Origin of the sequence: Microcoleus sp. A006_D1 (assembly GCF_036702805.1) — a bacterium.
GTDB lineage: Bacteria > Cyanobacteriota > Cyanobacteriia > Cyanobacteriales > Microcoleaceae > Microcoleus.
Map to the genome: position 1 here is coordinate 62,674 of NZ_JAUBVZ010000009.1, position 17,967 is coordinate 80,640.

Here is a 17,967-nt window from a genome sequence, read left to right on the forward strand (position 1 = left end):
GCGATTAGCAGTATTCTGTATACAAAAAATCTTTTTAGATCCTATATTCCATATATTGTCCATAGTCTTGAATCTTTCTGTATCGCCACATACAAAAAACTTTCAATTACACCAACTCACCATTAAGTGCTGTAAGTGCTGGGGAAAATATCAATCTATCCTAGTCTATTGTGGTTTGATCAAAAAGAAAAAACTGTGTATTTGTATACAGTATTCAAAATTGTTGTAATATACTGTATACAACAAGCCCTAGCCAAGCTTAACTTTGAGGCGATATCTGCAAAGATTAGTAAGCATATTTGGCGCGTTCAAGGGGTTTTTGCTTGGGTTTGTTGTCCAAATAGTAAGCTTTTTAGTGATGAAAAATAGTTGGTTAGTACGATCGCTCTCCCTAATATTAATTGCAGCCCCAGCCCTCCTGAGTAGCTGTCAATCTCAACAGCCGAACGCCACAACTACTCCAGCAGCGGGAGGAGCAACAGCCACAACGGCGGCAGACACCGCCCAGAAACGCGCCATCAAAGTCAATCCCTCTTGGCTGCTGCAAGGCGATAATGCACCGCTAACCATCGCCATTGACAAAGGCTATTTCTCAACAGAAGGATTGGATGTTAAAATCGAGCGGGGCTACGGTTCCTCAGACACCATCACCAAAGTTGCAGCCGGTCAGTTCGAGCTCGGATTTGGCGATATTTACTCGATGATGGAGTTCAACGCCAAAAATCCCAACGATCCAGTAGTAGCAGTTGCAGTGCCTTATAATCGATCGGCTTTTTCAATTGTCAGCCTCAAGTCGAGCAACATTGCAGATCCTAAAGGATTAACAGGCAAAAAGCTAGGAGCTCCCGCAGGAGATGCACCGCGCAAACTGTGGCCAGTATTTGCCGAAAAAGTCGGCGTGCAGCCCGACAGCGTAGAATGGATTACAATGGAACCAAAGCTGCGAGAAACCTTACTAATTAAAGGCGATATCGATGCAGTGAGCGGATTTGCCACAACCATCATCCCAGCCTTAGAAAAAGCGGGCAGAAAGCCCGAAGATATAAATGTCTTCTACTATAACGAGAACGGCCTAGATTTGTACGGAAATGCGATCGTGGTTAAAAAAGCGTTTCTCGACAAGAATCCCGAAGTAGTCAAAGGATTTTTGAGAGCGTATTTAAAAGGACTGCAAGATACTTTAAAAGATCCGACAGCCGGATGGGAATCGGTGGTGAAAGCGGGAGATAGCTTGATGGACAAAAACGCCGAGAAACGCCGCCTGCAAATCGCCTTAGAACGGCTCTATATCTCTCCTGAAGTTGAAAAAGTTGGCTTGGGAGGAGTCGATCCAACTCGCCTGGAAACAACAGCCAAACAAGTAGCAGGAGTTTTAAAGATAGAAGCTCCCCCAGTAAATAAGATATTTGATGAAAGCTACTTGCCTCCTTTAGAGCAGCGAGCTTTACCTCCAGCAGCAGAGCGCAAACCGCTGATTTAAAAAATGACTAAAGTCATTACAACAAACAGTAAATTAACTGGTAGGGTGCGTCAGTTAAAAAAACTGAAAATAGAGCCACGATTGCACTGATATCGTGTCCCGTCGATTGACAACGATCGGATTGGTTCGTAGTGCGGACTTTAGTCCGCAACCAAAGAGCGGACTAAAGTCCGCACTACGAACTGTTTTTGTTATAGTAATTGACCGGACATGATACGACGCACCCAATTAACTGACTAAATGCTGTTTGAGTAAGTAAGTCCTTAACTAATAGGGTGCGTCAGTTAAAAACTCTAAAAATTGAGCATTGATTGTGACTGACGCACCCTACCAACTAAAAGAGCGAGTAAGTCTCAAATTTCTTGTATTTCATATCTACGGTGTGAGGATCATGTCTAAATTTTTGTATTTCCAAATCCTGCTGACAGCAACGCCAGCACTACTTTGTATTAGCTTGTTGAATTCTCCAACAAGTTATGCAGCAGAAATTCATGCTGCTGAAACCATAAAATTAACGGACTTGCCTTTAGTGGCTGCCGCTGAGTCACAAAGTGCGATCGCCCAAATTGAAACAACAAATCCAGGCGTAACGCCAGAAACTACCGCTGAGATCAAACCAGAAAATCCAGAAAACCCCGAAAGTATTTCCCTCGCAACAGAAAGCGAAAAAATAGCAGAAAAATTTCAAGCCAACGATGTAAATGCGACAAATCTAGCAACGGAAAAACCGGGCGCACCGCAAATTGCGATCGAGCAAAATGCAGCACAGACAAATCCTGCGCTAACCCCAGAACAAACTGTTGAGATTTCACCAAAATCAACACACCCCGAAGCGGAAGTCGCCGCAGTTTCCCCACCAAATAATCTCCCACCTACAGATACAGCCAAGCAAAACTCCAACGAACCAAACCTCTTATCAGAGTCAATTGAAACCCCACAAAATCCCGCGCCGGCAAGCATCGCCCAAATCTCACCAGACAGCTTAGAAATAACCGATTCTTCATCCACGCCGGAGATGGAACAAGTTACTTCTGTTTCCCAACTCAGCGATGTTAAACCCACAGATTGGGCATTTCAAGCACTGCAATCGTTAGTTGAACGCTACGGCTGCATAGCGGGATATCCCGACGGAACCTATCGCGGAAATCGAGCGATGACTCGCTACGAATTCGCCGCCGGCTTGAATGCTTGCCTCGATAAAGTTGCTGAGTTGGTAACAGCAGGAACCTCGAATTTAGTTAAAAAAGAGGATTTACAGAAACTCCAGAGACTGCAAGAAGAATTTGCGGCCGAACTAGCAACGCTGCGCGGTAGAATTGATGTACTAGAAGCTCGTACTGCGAATCTAGAATCGAATCAGTTTTCAACTACCACGAAACTTAATGCTACGGTTTGGTTAAACCTCACATCAGCATTTCCGACAGGCGATATTAGGGCAGAACGCAGCCGCACTGCCCCGAATAGCCCCTTTGCTGCCCCTACTCGCGATGCCAACAATCGACCGACTCGCGTCGATCGCGGGCAGCCTGAAACTACTTTTAGTTACTACGCTTTTCTGACGCTAAATACTTCGTTTACTGGTAAAGATTCGCTGGTGACTCAGTTGGTTTTCGGCAACGGCAACTCGCCTGCAAACGAATTGGTTTCGGCTGGTTTTTACAACTCGTGGGGAACGCCGTTTTTAGATCAAACTGGCACGCCGGCGGCTAATGTTGTGGGAATTCGCGAGATGTCTTACACGTTTCCCGTAGGAAATAAAGTTCAAGTTGCGATCGGGCCGCGATTGAATTATTATCGATATTTCGATGGCAACCGTTTCACGTTTTTTCTGAGAGGGGCAACGAGTTTTAACTCGAACGGCAGTACACTGTTAAATGCGGTCGATCGCGGTTCTGGTGCTGTTATTAGTTGGCAAGCTGCCAAGCGGCTTAAGTTGACTGCTGCTTATATGGCTGAAAATACAGAATTTCTGAATCCTGCGGTATTTAATACTGCTAGCAATCCCAGGGATGGTTTGTTTAACAGTTCCAATACGATGACAGCACAGTTGGAATACGCCCCCACCAACTCTTTTAATCTCAGGTTGATTTACGCGCGATCGAGTATCAAACCTTATAATGGTTTTATTGGCGGAGCAGTGGGCGAACCGTTGCCTTACGGCTATGCCGATGATGGTTTTGGGGGAAAAGTTAGAGATTCCGGTGCCGATGCTTTTGTGGTAAATTTTGATTGGTTGCTGGGTCGGAATTTTGGTTTATTTGGGCGGTATTCCTACGGGCAGCTTGAGGTGAATCCGGTAAATCGCGATCGCTCTGGCGGAGACATCAAGGTACAATCTTTTCAAGTTGGCATGGGATTTCCCGATATTGGAAAAAAGGGCGCGTTGGGTGTACTTTCCTTTGTGGTTCCCCACGATTATATATCGGGCCGCAGGTTCTTGCTCGCTGGTGGTGGCAATGGAGGTACTCAGTACGAAGTAGAGGGCTCGTATTATTACCCGATTACTAATAATATTGCGATCGTCCCGGCGTTCTACGCTATCTTTAATGCGAACAACTTTGATGGCAATCCCACCGTGTTTGTGGGAAATATTCGCACTCAGTTCAGCTTTTAAGCAGCTTCGGGTAGGGACACGGCGGGCAACATTGGTGTCAAGTTAACCCCAAACCTAGTCACAGACGGCTTTCTGGCGATCAAAACCCGATCCCCCCTAGCCCCCCTTAAGAAGGGGGGGACAAGAAGCGGCTCAAAGTCCCTTGTTAAGGGGGGGGACAAGAATATTCTCAAAGTCCCCCTTCTTAAGGGGGATTTAGGGGGATCGGGACTCAGGGATAAACGAGATTTATTAGGGGTTTTAGTCTTAAGTTGACATCAATCGGCACTGTCGCGTCTCTACATATTATCTTGTGTGGGAGCGCCGCTGTGATGTATCCTTAAGAATGAGGCAGCCAAAACCTAGTTTTATTTAACATAAAAATCTTAGATATGAGGCTGAATCAACAATTTTTAACAACAGTGAATTCACTTTAGTTTTAACTTAAGGATAACTGACTTTGGGTCTTTCATTTCGCGCGATTCGCCGCACTCAATCTCTCCACGAACAAACTTATCAAGCTATCCGAACTGCTATCCTGTCGGGGGAATTAGCGGCTGGAGAACGCCTGATCGAAACACAACTGGCAGATATGCTAAATGTCAGCCGTACTCCGGTGAGAGAGGCTTTGTGCCAACTGCAACGGGAGAATTTAGTGACGGCAGATTCGCATCATGGATTGCGCGTGGCGACCCTGTCGATCGCCGATGCAGCGGATCTTTATGATTGTCGGATTGCTTTGGAACAGCTATCGGTGGCCGGGGCCTGCCAAAATGCTACACAGGCTCAATTGCAACAATTGGAATCTCTCGTGCTGCAAGCAGAAAGTACAACACATTTGCGATCGAGCGAATTGACAAATTATCAATTGCTTTACGCTGACTACCAATTTCATCGCTTGCTAGCACAAAGTTCCGACAATTCTTGGTTAGTAACTCTATTAGATCAGGTGTTTGATAAAATGATCTTAGTGCGGCTTCGCACGATGGAATACAATCCGGGAGTCTTGGAAATTCGCAGCGAACACCGCCGCATTTATCAAGCTGTTAGCGAACAGAATGCAGCCCGAGCTCAGCAAGTGATGAAAGAGCATTTAATCGCTAGTAAAGCGCGGGTAATTAAAGAAATTCAGGAGATAGAAAAGCAAGATGTTCATTCAGTTGACAGTTGACAGTTGACAGTTGACAGATGAGTGCGACCTATACCTAAAAGGAAGAGGATTGGAGTAATGAATAGTTTTCTTTTAATTTCTCCCCGATCAGGGTTCCGGCTTTAAACCAATTGTTTCTGGTAAAATAGATAAATTAGACCTCTTGCAAAAATAGTTAGGACGATGCTCAGAGCAACGTCCTAAAAATTGATTAAAATAACTTTTTCAATTCAAGTCTATTGAAATAAATCAAATCACGAAACCCGGTTTCTTTGTCGGGATGAATAGACCCGATACCCCTTAAGCATAAATGATTTGATTCCCGTAATATGCAACTGTCAACTGTCAACTGTCAACTGTCAACTGTTATATATGTCAGCAAATTATCCCAGAGAATTAGTCGGTTACGGGCAAAATCCCCCCAATCCTCAATGGCCCGATCGATCGCGCCTAGCACTACAATTTGTGATCAACTACGAAGAAGGCGGAGAAACCTGCATCCTGCACGGTGACGGTTCTTCGGAAACATTTCTGTCAGAGATTGTCGGCGCCGAGCCCCTATCGGGACTGCGCCACATGAATATGGAATCCTGTTACGAATACGGCAGTCGGGCGGGTTTGTGGCGCTTGCACAGGATGTTTACTTCTCGGAAGATACCGGTGACTGTTTACGGCGTGGCGATGGCCTTAGAAAGGCATCCCGAAGCAGTTGCAGCGATGTTGGAGGCCGATTGGGAAATTGCCAGTCACGGCTACCGCTGGATTGATTATAAGTATTTTGGGGAAGAGGCGGAACGGGAGCATTTGCAAAGGGCGATCGCGATTCACACCCAAGTTACCGGCAGCCGTCCCCTCGGCTGGTATACGGGGCGCACAAGTGCCCACACCCGCAAGCTAGTAGTCGAAGAAGGTGGTTTTCTCTACGATGCGGACAGCTACGCGGATGACTTGCCTTACTGGGTGTACGAGTGCGACAGGCCTCACTTAGTAATTCCTTATACCCTCGACAATAACGATATGCGGTTTGCGACGAGTCAGGGGTTTAACTCTGGCGATCAGTTTTTTGCTTACCTGCGCGATTCCTTTGATGTACTCTACGCCGAGGGCGAGACTGCGCCGAAGATGATGAGTGTGGGGCTGCATTGTCGTTTGGCGGGGAGGCCGGGGCGGGCGGCGGCCTTGGCGCGTTTTTTGGATTACGTGCAGCAGCATGAAAGGGTTTGGATATGCCGCCGCATTGATATTGCCCGACACTGGCATGAATATCATAAACCGATGGTTTTTAAGGAGGACTGAAGTTTTTACTACGAAACAAAAGAGAGGACTGAAATCCTGACATCTTGCACCCGTCAAGAACAGGCATCTTGCCTGTTCCACAAAAGGTGAGTTTGATTGTGGGGTGTCTCGCCCGTCAAGAACAGGCAAGATGCCTGTTCCAGAAAGGGCCAAGAACAGGCAAGATGCCTGTTCCACAAAAGGTGAGTTTGATTGTGGGGTGTCTCGCCCGCCCTAACAGGCAGGCTGATTGCAAATGGTGCAAAACTCAGTAGTGCTAACCTGCTTTGTAAGCGGCCCACCCACCGCGATCGGAAATATCTTCCCATTGGTATTTCTCCACTAACTCGCGCGGGTACAGGAAAGCAGTTAATACTTCCCCGTCTTCGAGAATCACATCGGATGGATACATATGTGGGGGCTCGCCCGTTGCAAGCTGTTCAAAGTCTTCGGGAGTTAATTCGTATACTTCTCCCGGAATTGATGCGCCTCCGCTAGCCACTTCATAAATAGCAGGATGCCAGCCGTTTTCTGCCGAGTGCAAGCGGTAAATCGGACGTGTTTTGGCTTCTCTGAGGAACTTGGCATCTCCAAGGTTTTTGTTGTCCGGCTGGCCGCGAAGGGCGGAACCGCAAATGAATACTCGTTTTGCTGCAATTGCTGTTTGATTCATAAGTAGAAGGAAGAAGAAAGAAGGAAGAAGGAAGAAGGCTATAAAGGCCGCGCCAGCGGGTAAAAAGAAGACATACACGCGAAGCTTGAGGGCGATCGGTATTTTACGTTTAATTAGGTGGATTGACTCATATCACCCGATCGATAAAAATTGTGCTTTTTTCTACAGTTAAATTGCTGCGATCGCTCTATGCTGCGTGCTGTGTTTGCCTCCAGCATTTTAAGTGCTACAGCCGATCGCCTTTTGTAGGCAAGACTACATTATTGTACAGATTTAACTAATATTGCATACAGTATACAATAATTAGTTACATTACTAATCATACAAGAGCGATCGCCCGATCGAATTTCCCAGAATTAGGAGAATGTGACATGACAGTTACGCTAGCGCTTTCAGTTAACGGTTCGCGCCTCAACCGCAGTATTGCCGAACTCGCCGAAATCGGCAAACTGCCGGGAGGAGGCGTCAGTCGGGTAGCTTTTACCAAAGAAGATTTGCTGGCGCGCAAACTTGTTGAATCTTGGATGGTAGAAGCAGGAATGACAGTTCGGATTGACGCGGCCGGTAATACAATTGGCAGGTACGCCGGATTGCGGGAAGGTGCCGCACTAGCAACCGGTTCTCACATTGATACCGTTCCCACGGCGGGCCATTACGACGGAGTTTTGGGAGTTTTGGCAGGAATTGAAGTCGTGCGGGTGTTGCACGAAAACGGGGTACGCTTGGAACACGCGATCGAGACGATCGTATTTACCGACGAAGAAAGCACCGTTATCGGCTGCAAAGCGATGGCGGGAAACACAGTCAACAACCCCGAATATTACCGCCGCAACGATGGCACTTCCATCGAAACTTGTTTAGCACAAATTGGCGGAGATTGGTCAAAAATTGCCGAGGCAAAACGTCATCCCAAAGAAATAGCAGCTTTTGTGGAATTGCACGTCGAACAAGGAGGCGTTTTGGAAAGTACGGGAGATGAAATAGGAGTAGTACAAGGAATTGTCGGACAGTACCGCCTCGGAGTGACAGTAACGGGCCGCCCCAATCATGCCGGATCGACGCCCATGCACGCCCGAAAAGATGCGCTGGTAGCGGCTTCCCAAATGGTATTAGCAGTCAACAAATTGGGAGTGGAAACACCGGGGGAACAAGTCGCAACCGTAGGTTACTTAACTGTGTGGCCGAATGCTACTAATACTGTGCCTGGAAAAGTTGAGTTTAAAATCGACTTGCGCGATTTGTCTCAAACTAATTTAGAAGAGTTGTTAACCCAAATGAAATTGGAGTTTCAAGCAATAGCTTCTGCCACCAAAACTGAAATTCAAATCACTCAATTGCTGCACGTAGATCCGACGCTAGCAGCATCAAAAATCCAGAATGCAATTGTAGAAGTTTGTGAAGAATTAGGCTTGAGTTACACGCATTTAATCAGTCGCGCCGGACACGACGCCCAAGAAATCGGACGCTTTACCGATATGGGGATGATTTTCGTAGCTTCTAAGGGCGGCATCAGCCATGCAGAAGATGAGTATACTTCCCCGGAACAGTGTACTCAGGGGGCGAATGCGCTGCTGCAAACGTTCTTGAAGCTCGATATATTGTATGCTAAGGGCGATCGATAATCTGCGTTCAAAGCGATGTATGGTGCGTGAATGTGAATAGATTTGTGCAGTAGTAGAAAGTCTCAGGAGTCACGCACCGCAATCTTATGTAATAGCAGAATTTTTTACCTAAATTGATATTACATCTAGGACTTCGAGGAGTTAGAAACCGGGTTTTTTACGAAAATATTTCGTTATAGCCAACAGATTAGGTAAAAACCCGGTTTCTTTGGTCTTGATGCGTAAGCCTTGATATCATTAAAGAAGACCAGGCGGTTTTAAGCGTACGTCTTATCTATTTCAGAAGGCAGAAATATCCGCATAAATCTTTTTTGCCAACATCCTAGCCAAATTAACAGGTACGGCATTCCCAACCATTTTATAGCCGTCAGCAATATACTTGTACTTAAAAACAAAGTCATCCGGGAAAGTCTGAACTCTCGCACACTCTCGCACAGAAAGCCGACGGTAAGGCTGAGGTGAATTCGGGTCAAAAATACGCTTATCCTTGCCAACCAAAATCATCTTACTAGCTTGAGGGTGCAGAGGTGCGTGTCTGCCACTTGCCTGAATTGTAAACGAAGGTTCGCACCAACTTCTAACTCGATTCCGCGACATATAAATGCTAGAAAACCCCAAATCTGCACATTCGTGATTCGCGACAGAATCGTGATAATTATCTACTTTACCATGAACTAGAATTGGTTCAGCCTGCAAATCAAAAATCGCATTTTTCAGCGTCAAAACATCGGTATCAGGTTCGGGAAACTCAAAACCAAAACCCAGATTCTGCCGATAACCAACAACAATCACCCTTTGTCTATCTTGCGGCACACCAAAACTTTTAGCATTAACCAACTTGAACGAAACCCGATACCCAATTTTCTCAAACTGCGATAATATATAAGTGAAAGCATCCTGATTTCTGGGTGCTAAGATACCACTAACATTCTCAGCCAAGAAAAACAAAGGCTGCTTGTCCCGCACAATTCTGATATACTCCCAGAAAAGCTGACCTCGACTGTCATCAATCCCGCGTTTCGCGCCCGCCGCACTCCAACTTTGACAAGGAGGCCCGCCGATAATCCCAATACAGTCGGGAATTTCATCAGAATTGATTTTTCTGATATCTCTGCGATCTAAAATAGTTTCAGAATGGTTAAATTGATAAGTATCCCAAATAGACTTATCATATTCATTCGCCCAAACCGGATTAAACCCAGCCAAGCGAAAACCCAAATCTAAGCCACCGCAACCCGAAAACAGAGAAATAATATTCCTATTTATCAACATCTATCTCTTTTCTTCCTTCGCGCTCTTTGCGCCTTCGCGGTTCGTCAAAAAAAAATCTAATTCAAAAACAAATATAACACTCAATGAATGCAAACTCCATCCTCCAATCATACCAACACTTCGGCATCCACCTCGGCCTCGAAAGAATTCAGCAACTTCTCGAAAAACTCGACAACCCCCACAAACAAGTACCCATTATTCACGTTGCCGGCACAAATGGCAAAGGTTCCGTTTGTGCTTATCTCTCATCCGTACTCACAGTAGCAGGCTATCGAGTCGGGCGCTACACATCTCCGCACTTAATCGATTGGACAGAAAGAATTTGCATCAACCAAAAACCGATTTCTACAACCGCATTGCAACAGTGTCTAGAAAAAGTTGCCTGCGCTGCTGAAGGTAATACCGAAACTCCGACTCAATTTGAAATCATCACCGCTGCGGCTTGGCTGTATTTCGCAGAACAAAAAGCAGATATTGCAGTCATAGAAACCGGATTGGGCGGCAGATTAGATGCGACTAATGTTTGCGAAACTCCCATCGTCAGTGTCATCACTTCTATCAGTCTCGAACACTGGCAAATACTCGGCCCCACTGTCGCTGATATTGCTGGGGAAAAAGCGGGAATTCTTAAATCAAAGTGTCCGGCAGTGATTGGAGAATTGCCAGAATCTGCTAGAATAGTAGTAGAAAAACGGATTCAAGAATTAGATTGTCCGGCAGTTTGGGTAAAACCTGCGGTAGATTTAGGAGAAGGATTTGCAGAATACAATCCTAATTCAGAAATTAGCGTTAATTCTGATTCATCTACTGTTAAAATAAAGTATCAATTGCTATTGTTGGGACAAGTTCAATTAATGAATTCGGCGATCGCGATCGCAACTATCCACACCCTGCAAAACCTAGGATGGCAAATCTCCCCAACCGCCATCGCAGACGGTATCGCCCAAACCCAATGGCCGGGAAGACTTCAGCAGACAACTTGGAACAACCGCAACATCCTAATTGACGGCGCGCACAACCCCGCTGCTGCGATCGCCCTGCGCGAATACGTAGACAATCTTACCACTTCCCCGTCACCGATTAACTGGGTAATCGGCATTCTGGCGACTAAAGACTGTGATGATATCTTACAAGCATTACTCAAAAAGGGCGATCGGCTTTATCTAGTACCCGTACCCGATCAAAATTCTGCATCCCCCGCAGAATTAGCCACCATTGCTGAACATATCTGCCCTGAATTAAGCCTCTGTCAAGCCTTCCCCGACTTAACAACAGCCTTAGATGTGGCTGTTACCGACGAAAACCTCACAATCCTCTGCGGTTCCCTCTATCTCGTCGGCTACTTTATGCAACAACAATCTCAAGCTTAAACGCATCAGGATTGTGTTTCTTCCTCAGTAAAAATCGGAGGCCACAATTCCGACACCGGCAATTCCCAACCGGGGAAAAGTTCTGCGACTGTTAATATATCGCCATTTGCTAAAATAATCGGTTCACCAGTCGATCGATAAATTGCCACTGTTTCCTCATCAGGATCGATCAGAATGCCGACAACCGCACCCAGCTCGATAAACTTCAAAACCTTAGTTTCTATTGCCTTAATGCGATCGCTCTGAGATTTGATCTCAACCACCAAATCAGGGACAAGTTCACCAAAATAACGCGGACTTTGGCGCAAGCGGGCGGCACGCACAAACGAAACATCCGGTGCTTTGACGTTTGTATTCGGCATGATGAAACCGCCTGCGGAGTCAAACACTCTCCCCAAGCGACGTGGATAAACCCAATTACCGAGTAAGCGAATCAAAATACTCCCAATTTCACTGGATACGATGTCTGATGGGCCCATAACTGAAATTTTCCCGTCTTCTAGTTCAATTTTGTAATCTAAACCCGCTTCGGTAAAAGCAGTTTGAACTTGGTTTAAATCTTTGACTGTCATCACTGACATAATAACTTTCTCCTATTATGAGCTGAACTCTGATTTTAACACAAGTCAAATTTATGAATATTTTAGGAGTTCAGGCTATATTCTTACCAATCATCGATTAAGCTGAATTGATAAAGGCGATCGCACTTTTCAACGCACAATCGCCTCAAACATGAGGTTTCTCGCTACAAAATCGTCAAATAGGTTTCAGTGGGACTGATTGGTAAAGGCTTCAAAATTTGATTTTGCAAGTCTATTTCCAATCCCAATGCTTCTAAAGGTATTACCCCCAAAAGCGCATCATTACCTCCCGGCAATTCCAAGCACTCGAAAGTGCCTTCCCGGTCAAACATTGATATTTTTGCATCTTGGAAAATTCGGGCTTTACCAATACCCATTGCTGTTGCTACATCTACTTCTTTCAGGATTTTTAGTCCCAGTTTGGCGATCGCATCTTTTGGCAGACATAAGGTACTTGCTCCCGTATCTACCAATACATTTTTGAGAACGATCGAGCGAATTGCTTCAGGTGAAATCGTCCCATCTTCTGCCCGAATTTGGTCTGCTCGATTCATGATTGTCAGAGTGGCAAAAACTTTTCCCATTTGATTGCTGTTTTGAATTTGCATAGTTGCCTCCTGCGGTAGCGTCGGAGTTATTAACTACTTTAATTATAGCTTTTTAACTGGTTCCAAGGCAGAGCCTTGAAACCAATATGTAGAGGCTCTGCCTCGGCTGGAAAAAAGGAGGCAGAGCCTCCGGATCTGCGTTACCAGGCACTGCTGGTAACGAGTAAAGTCCTCACTACGAACTTATGATGATAATTTAAAAGCTGATATCTGCGTATATATGGCCGCACAGATTCCCATTATTCAATAATACGTCAAGTCCCGGAAAAAAGCAAGGGGGAAAGCAAAATAATTTCCGCCCCAGCTTCAATCAAAAACTACCTTTCATTCCACGCCGCCGCCGCATCATTCACACCTTGGTCTACTGTTTTCTCCCCCAACATCGCCGCTTGCAAATTGTCATAAATCGCCTTTTGCAACTTCTTAACATCCTTCAGAGGTGGAATCAACAACTCGGCTTTTTCCAACCCAGAAGCACTGATAATCCGAGCTCGATCGGCCGGAGCACCATCAGCCGGAACGCTCTTAAAATAAGAGTCCTGCAAAGCCTCAACCGTTGAAGGCAAAACATTAGCCGCCTTCGCAAAAGCCAACTGATTTTGAGAATTTGTGACGTACAAAGCAAACTTGACAGCATCATCAGGGCGCTTGCTGTCGCGGGGTACAACTAAATTCATCACCGCCACAGTCTTCTTGCCGCTTTCCCCCGTAATTTGAGGCGCAGCAACCGAAACAGCACCAACACTCGGAGCATTTTCAGAAATTGCCTTTAAAAACTGAGGCCCAGAACCCAACAAAGCAGTTTCCCCAGCTTGATAAAGCTCGATCGCCCTGCGGTGTCCCTGCACCAAAACATCCTGCGGCAAAAGTCCGCCCTTATACAAATCCACCCAATACTGAAAAACAGCCTTACCTTTATCGGTATTAAAAGCCGCTTTACCTTGAGCATCCACCAAAGGCACACCCATCTGCACAAAAGATTGCAAAACTTCCCCCGAATCCTCTGGTACAAAAGTGGCAAAAAAAGCAAACTTACCAGTCTTCTCTTTCACCTGTTTCGCCACAGTCGCCAACTCGGCATAGGTAGCCGGAGGCTTAGCAATTCCAGCTTTTTTAAACAACTCTGTATTGTAAATAGTTACCGGAGTTGTAAGATACCAAGGAATGCCAAAAGTCTTACCGTCAAGTACACTAGCTTTCCAGATATTTGCGAGATAGAGCGATCGCACTTGCTCGGAAATCCGAGAGTCCAAATCCAGCCAAGCATTGCGCCCCGCTAACAGCGAAGCAAAATCGGGATTCAGGTTCACCACATCCGGGGCAGTTTTCGCCGACACAGCCCCCAAAATCTTGCTTTCCATCGCCGACCAAGGCACGTCCACCCAGCGCACCTTCACCCCCGGATTTTCGGCTTCAAAACCCGCGATAGTTTTGTTGAAATAATCAGTAAACTGAGGTTGAAGCTGCATCGTCCAGAACTCGATTTCCTCCGTATTCTTTGCCTGGGAATTAACAGCCGGCTTGCTGCAACTCACCACCGCAGCCAGCAGCAGCCCCACCAGCCCAAAAACAGCGAACAGTTGCCAAGATTTACGTTTCATAGAATTTAATTTGAGAATCATAGTTCGCCAAGGAGAAAAAAGTATCGCCCGCAGACAGCGCGAGAGACTTAAGCGCGAGAGTTTTATGCTCTCTGCGGGCGAGGGAGAGAGTCGGTTTTGATGCAAAATCGGCAATTTTTCGGTCGATCGAGCTTAAACTTGTTGACATTCTCCGCAGAATAGCTATTGTCAGGTAAATTGGATAGCATAAAATCGGAACTAGCGATCGCGGAACACAGACAGCTCCGCTACGGCGGGATACCGAGATTACAGCAAGATCGAGGGCAGTGGGAAACCAATCCTCCAACACCCAACGGCTGAATCAGGCTGGCCAACCACAACATAAAAAAATAGCAATTACCGGCGACCCAATCCTATGGTTAACTTTTTCAAAGGTCTACTTTCCCAACGCCAGCCAGGAATCGGCATCGAAATAGCCCCAGACCGCATCAACATCATTCAGCTCGAAAAGAAAGCTCAAGCTTTAAAATTAGGCCTCCTAGCCTCAATAGAAGTACCAGAAGACATAGTACAAGAAGGGCAAATAGTCGATCCCCCAGGAATGGCAGAACTAATACGTACAGTCCTCGACGAAAACAAAATCAAAGCCAAGCGAGTAGCCACAGCCATTCCCGGCCGCGAAGCCGTGATCAGGCTAATTCCAGTTCCCGCAGAACTCAACGAAGAAGAACTACGGGATTACATGAACGCCGAAGCAGGACTGTACTTGCCGTTTCCCCGAGAAGACGCCGACGTAGACTATCAAAAAATCGGCCTATTTGTAGATGGCGACGGCGTTGAAAAAGTGCAAGTTGTATTAGTAGCTACCCGCAGAGAAGTTACCGACACATACATCGAAACCTTTAAAGAAGCCGGACTGATTATCGACGTGCTGGAAGTAACCAGCTTTGCCCTAATTCGTACCCTCAAAGACCAACTGCAACAATTTTCGTCCCAAGAAGCCGCAGTCCTCGCCGACATAGAATTTGACAGTACCGAGTTGGCTATAGTAGTGGATGGCATACCTCAGTTCAACCGTACCATCCCGATCGGCACCTACCAAATCCAGACCGCTCTCAACCAAGCCATGAACCTGCCGCCAACCAGAGACACCAGCGAACTGCAAGGCATGACCCTGCCAGTCACAGATACAATGGGCGCATCGGGAGACGCCAATCCCGGCACCAATGCGATGATTAAAGTATTGGGAGAACTAGCAGACGAACTGCGCCGTTCAGTAGACTTTTACCTCAACCAGAGCGAAGAACTCGAAGTAGCGCAACTGTTGCTAGCAGGCCCTGGAGCTGCGATCGGCAAACTCGACGAATTTTTCATGCAAAGATTAAGCTTGCCCGCATCTCAAGTCGATCCCATCGAAACCCTAGGACTCGAAATCAGCCAAGAAATTACCCCAGAACAGCGAGCAGGTTTAGGAGTCGCCTTAGGTTTAGGACTGAGGGAGGTGATGTGACCTAACTTTAGATAGAAAAACCGATTTGAGAATTTTAGGTAAGTAGGTCATTGCAAAAAAAAACAATAGTATCTGGTAGGGGCGGGTTTAGTTCAGAATCCATGATACAAGCCAGTTGATCAAGACTAAACCCGCCCTCCCCATCTAATATTTATTTGTACCCACCTACTTAAAAGCCACAACAATCCCCTCCGAAAGAAGAAAGCCCCTGATGCAGAAGGTAGAATATTGGAGGTAAAAGGTAAAAGGTAGAATATCGGAAGTTGAAGCATCCACTTCCTTCGGTAGAAGGCAGAAATTTGTTTCTTTGTTCCCTAAATAAATCCTTCACTTATACCGACAATCTGGCGCTGTGTCTAAAATCTAAAATTTCAAATTAAAATCTATAGCAACAGCCAAGACGGTTGGGACGTTCTTAATTGCTGAAACCATGCGGTCGATTGCACCTTCCATCGGATTTATTCCTTCTTCCTTCTTCCTTCTTCCTTCTGCCTTCTGCCTTCTGCCTTCTTCCTTCTTCCTTATGCCATAAAATCGAGTGAAGCCATGTACAGCCTAGATATTAATTTTCTCAACGACCGTCCCGACTACAAACCCGCTGCCGCCAAAAGCTCACCTAAAAGAAGTTCCGGCGGAGCCAAAGACCAACTGCCCCTAATCGGGGCGGCGCTGTTTGCCTTCGGCATCAACGCCGCAGTCATGGGCGCTTGGTGGTGGGCGACCAACGAAAATAACGGATTGGTCACAGAACAAGCAAACATCGACCAAGAAGTGGCAAAGTTAAACACTCAAGCCAACGTCATCAAAGCCATCAACGCCGAAACCGACAAAGTTACCGCCGAATACAAAGCATTAGCCGGAGTATTCGACCAAATTAAACCTTGGTCAGCGATGCTGCAAGACCTGAGTGCCCGCACTCCCGCCGGAGTGCAAATTTCCAAAATCGAGCAAATCGACCCCAGTCCCTCCCCGGTAGCAGCAGCACCCCCACCCCCCGCACCAACTCCCGCGGCTTCCCCGGGGGCGAGTCCGTCTCCAGGGGCGAGTCCCTCCCCAGCCAGCCCTACCCCAGTCGCAGCTCCACCGCCAGCCCTCCCGCAGCAGGCAGCAAAAGTACAAATTTCAGGCATAGCAAGTACCTTTGCTCAAGTTAACGACTTTATGCTGCTAGTCCAGCGCTCTCCTTTCTTCCTCAACAGCGATACCAGACTGGTAGCGGCCACCTTAAAAAACAACCCCACACAATTACAAGTGCGCAACCCAAGCGCAGCAGCAGCAGAACTTCCCAAACTGCGGCCCGTGGTGGAATATAAAATTGAAACGACGCTCAGCCCGACAGGAGCTTCCGAGTTGCTTCCCGAGCTGCGCAGCAAGCAAGCAGACGGGCTAGCAATACGCATAGAAACACTTCAAGAAAAAGGAGTGCTAGAACCAGCAAAACCAGAGGTGAAAAAACCATGACAGCAGAATTTATTGCCACCGGATCACAAGCAGAAGAGGCAGGGACTCAGGAAATATTTGGAATTAAGCTGACACCCCAAGTCCAAGCAATAGCCGTCGCGGTTCTGGGCCTCGTCGTTGCCGCAGGCATCGGCTACCAGTTTGTACTGCCAGAATTCCAAAAAGGCGGCGAAATCAAGCAAAAAATTACCGAAAGCAAGCAAACGCAACTGCAATTGCAAGGTCAAATTCAAAAAAAGGCAGAAGCAGAAGCAAAACAAGAAGAAGCAAAACAGCGCCGGGCCAACGTGACGGCAATGTTTGCCAGCGACGCGAGCGCGACCACGCTGCTGCTTGACATGACCCAACTGGTGAACAGAATCAACGCCGGCGTGCAAGGTGACGAGCAGAAGGCTAAAATTACCAAATTTGAGCCGGATATCCCCCCAGCAGCAGCAGCACCTGTGCCGGGAGCTCCCGACCCTGATATTCTCAGCGATACGTCCTTCGGGCCGTCCCTGGCTGGCAAGCTCAGACGCAAAAAATATAAGGTAGAGTTTGAAGGCAATTTCGCTCAAACCCGCAATTTTATGCGTAACTTGGAGTTGATGCAGTCGCTGTTGGTAGTGAGGAATTTGAAATCTGAATTGCTAGCATCAAATCAGGCAATGCAAATAGATTTTATAAAAGGCACAATCATCCCCGTGGAACAGCCGCAAACTAAAATTAAAACGGCTTTTGATTTGCACGCGCTGCTGCCGTTAAAGGAAGTAGAAAAACCGCCAAGTCAGGCTCCGAGTCCTGCTAAGTAGCGGTATTTTTGCGGATATT

Annotated in this window: 16 protein-coding genes; 10 read left to right on the top strand and 6 right to left on the bottom strand. The window is 46.6% G+C overall.

Translation table 11 applies throughout. The features are described 5' to 3' along the window. Positions 1–358: 358 nt before the first annotated feature. The 4 genes from QUB68_RS17490 to puuE all read left to right on the top strand — a co-directional run bounded on the left by QUB68_RS17490 (position 359) and on the right by puuE (position 6,519). Entirely contained in the window at positions 359–1,480 is a 1,122-nt protein-coding gene (locus tag QUB68_RS17490) for an ABC transporter substrate-binding protein (protein WP_332994804.1), read from the top strand. 313 nt (positions 1,481–1,793) lie between these two features. Then, complete coding sequence (locus tag QUB68_RS17495; RefSeq protein ID WP_332994806.1) at positions 1,794–4,094, top strand: iron uptake porin; 2,301 nt, start codon at positions 1,794–1,796, stop codon at positions 4,092–4,094. 439 nt (positions 4,095–4,533) lie between these two features. Next, a complete protein-coding gene (locus QUB68_RS17500; protein ID WP_332994809.1) occupies positions 4,534–5,244 on the top strand; it encodes a GntR family transcriptional regulator in 711 nt (236 codons plus the stop codon). 351 nt (positions 5,245–5,595) lie between these two features. Next, complete coding sequence (gene puuE / locus QUB68_RS17505; protein ID WP_332994811.1) at positions 5,596–6,519, top strand: allantoinase PuuE; 924 nt, start codon at positions 5,596–5,598, stop codon at positions 6,517–6,519. Positions 6,520–6,775: 256 nt separating this feature from the next. On the opposite strand, the gene QUB68_RS17510 is transcribed toward puuE, so the two are convergent. Then, on the bottom strand, positions 6,776–7,171 hold the full coding sequence (locus QUB68_RS17510) for an allophanate hydrolase-related protein (RefSeq protein ID WP_332994814.1): 396 nt from the start codon (positions 7,169–7,171) through the stop codon (positions 6,776–6,778). A 371-nt stretch (positions 7,172–7,542) separates the two neighbouring features. On the opposite strand from QUB68_RS17510, the gene QUB68_RS17515 reads away from it, so the two are divergent. After that, positions 7,543–8,793 (top strand): Zn-dependent hydrolase, encoded by a 1,251-nt coding sequence (locus tag QUB68_RS17515; protein WP_332994815.1) that lies wholly within the window; start codon positions 7,543–7,545, stop codon positions 8,791–8,793. A gap of 279 nt (positions 8,794–9,072) precedes the next feature. On the opposite strand, the gene QUB68_RS17520 is transcribed toward QUB68_RS17515, so the two are convergent. Beyond that, a complete protein-coding gene (locus QUB68_RS17520; RefSeq protein ID WP_332994818.1) occupies positions 9,073–10,065 on the bottom strand; it encodes a DNA cytosine methyltransferase in 993 nt (330 codons plus the stop codon). 83 nt (positions 10,066–10,148) lie between these two features. On the opposite strand from QUB68_RS17520, the gene QUB68_RS17525 reads away from it, so the two are divergent. Then, positions 10,149–11,435, top strand: coding sequence for a bifunctional folylpolyglutamate synthase/dihydrofolate synthase (locus QUB68_RS17525; protein ID WP_332994819.1), 1,287 nt, complete (start codon positions 10,149–10,151; stop codon positions 11,433–11,435). Positions 11,436–11,440: 5 nt separating this feature from the next. On the opposite strand, the gene QUB68_RS17530 is transcribed toward QUB68_RS17525, so the two are convergent. The 4 genes from QUB68_RS17530 to QUB68_RS17545 form a co-directional block, all read right to left on the bottom strand. Continuing rightward, positions 11,441–12,016: a Uma2 family endonuclease gene (locus tag QUB68_RS17530; RefSeq protein ID WP_332994821.1), complete on the bottom strand. Its 576-nt coding sequence runs from the start codon at positions 12,014–12,016 to the stop codon at positions 11,441–11,443. A 164-nt stretch (positions 12,017–12,180) separates the two neighbouring features. After that, positions 12,181–12,624 carry a retroviral-like aspartic protease family protein gene (locus tag QUB68_RS17535; protein ID WP_332994823.1) on the bottom strand — a complete coding sequence of 148 codons (444 nt, stop codon included), beginning with the start codon at positions 12,622–12,624 and terminating at the stop codon, positions 12,181–12,183. 317 nt (positions 12,625–12,941) lie between these two features. Further along, complete coding sequence (locus QUB68_RS17540; protein ID WP_332994826.1) at positions 12,942–14,225, bottom strand: ABC transporter substrate-binding protein; 1,284 nt, start codon at positions 14,223–14,225, stop codon at positions 12,942–12,944. Further along, positions 14,215–14,394 carry a hypothetical protein gene (locus QUB68_RS17545; protein ID WP_332994828.1) on the bottom strand — a complete coding sequence of 60 codons (180 nt, stop codon included), beginning with the start codon at positions 14,392–14,394 and terminating at the stop codon, positions 14,215–14,217. The genes QUB68_RS17540 and QUB68_RS17545 overlap by 11 nt, the downstream gene beginning before the upstream one ends. A 29-nt stretch (positions 14,395–14,423) precedes the next feature. Between QUB68_RS17545 and QUB68_RS17550 the strand changes: the two genes are divergently transcribed. From QUB68_RS17550 to QUB68_RS17565, 4 genes are all read left to right on the top strand, one after another. Beyond that, positions 14,424–14,546 carry a hypothetical protein gene (locus QUB68_RS17550; protein WP_332994829.1) on the top strand — a complete coding sequence of 41 codons (123 nt, stop codon included), beginning with the start codon at positions 14,424–14,426 and terminating at the stop codon, positions 14,544–14,546. 55 nt (positions 14,547–14,601) lie between these two features. Further along, complete coding sequence (pilM, locus tag QUB68_RS17555; protein WP_332994832.1) at positions 14,602–15,696, top strand: type IV pilus assembly protein PilM; 1,095 nt, start codon at positions 14,602–14,604, stop codon at positions 15,694–15,696. Positions 15,697–16,242: 546 nt separating this feature from the next. Further along, positions 16,243–17,157, top strand: coding sequence for a PilN domain-containing protein (locus QUB68_RS17560; protein ID WP_332994834.1), 915 nt, complete (start codon positions 16,243–16,245; stop codon positions 17,155–17,157). After that, positions 17,154–17,948, top strand: a complete 795-nt coding sequence (locus tag QUB68_RS17565) for a pilus assembly protein PilO (RefSeq protein WP_332994837.1) — start codon at positions 17,154–17,156, stop codon at positions 17,946–17,948. The genes QUB68_RS17560 and QUB68_RS17565 overlap by 4 nt, the downstream gene beginning before the upstream one ends. The last annotated feature ends 19 nt before the right edge of the window (positions 17,949–17,967 follow it).